We start from the raw sequence: 288 nt of genomic DNA on the forward strand, positions 1-288 counted from the left end.
TGTGGATCGGCTGCTCCGATAGCCGCGTGCCGGCCGAAACAATCACGCACTGCGAGCCTGGCGACCTGTTCGTACACCGCAATATCGCCAACCTGTTCCGTCCCGACGACGACAACTCCGCGAGCGTCCTCGAATATGCAGTGCGCGTGCTCAAGGTCGGTCATGTGATCGTCTGCGGCCATTATGGTTGCGGTGGCGTGCGTGCCTCGTTGTTGCCGCCCGACCCGAGCCTGCCGCACGTAAATCGTCGTATCGCGCCGCTCTGTTCACTCGCCAGAATTCATCGCG

The 288-nt window shown here is 62.2% G+C and carries 1 protein-coding gene; it reads left to right on the forward strand.

Translation table 11 applies throughout. The features are described from left to right. On the forward strand, positions 1–288 hold a 288-nt coding region (locus R0J87_RS19485), incomplete at both ends, for a carbonic anhydrase (protein WP_498888309.1).

The organism is Halomonas sp. SIMBA_159 (assembly GCF_046536035.1).
Taxonomy (GTDB): Bacteria; Pseudomonadota; Gammaproteobacteria; order Pseudomonadales; family Halomonadaceae; genus Vreelandella; species Vreelandella venusta_A.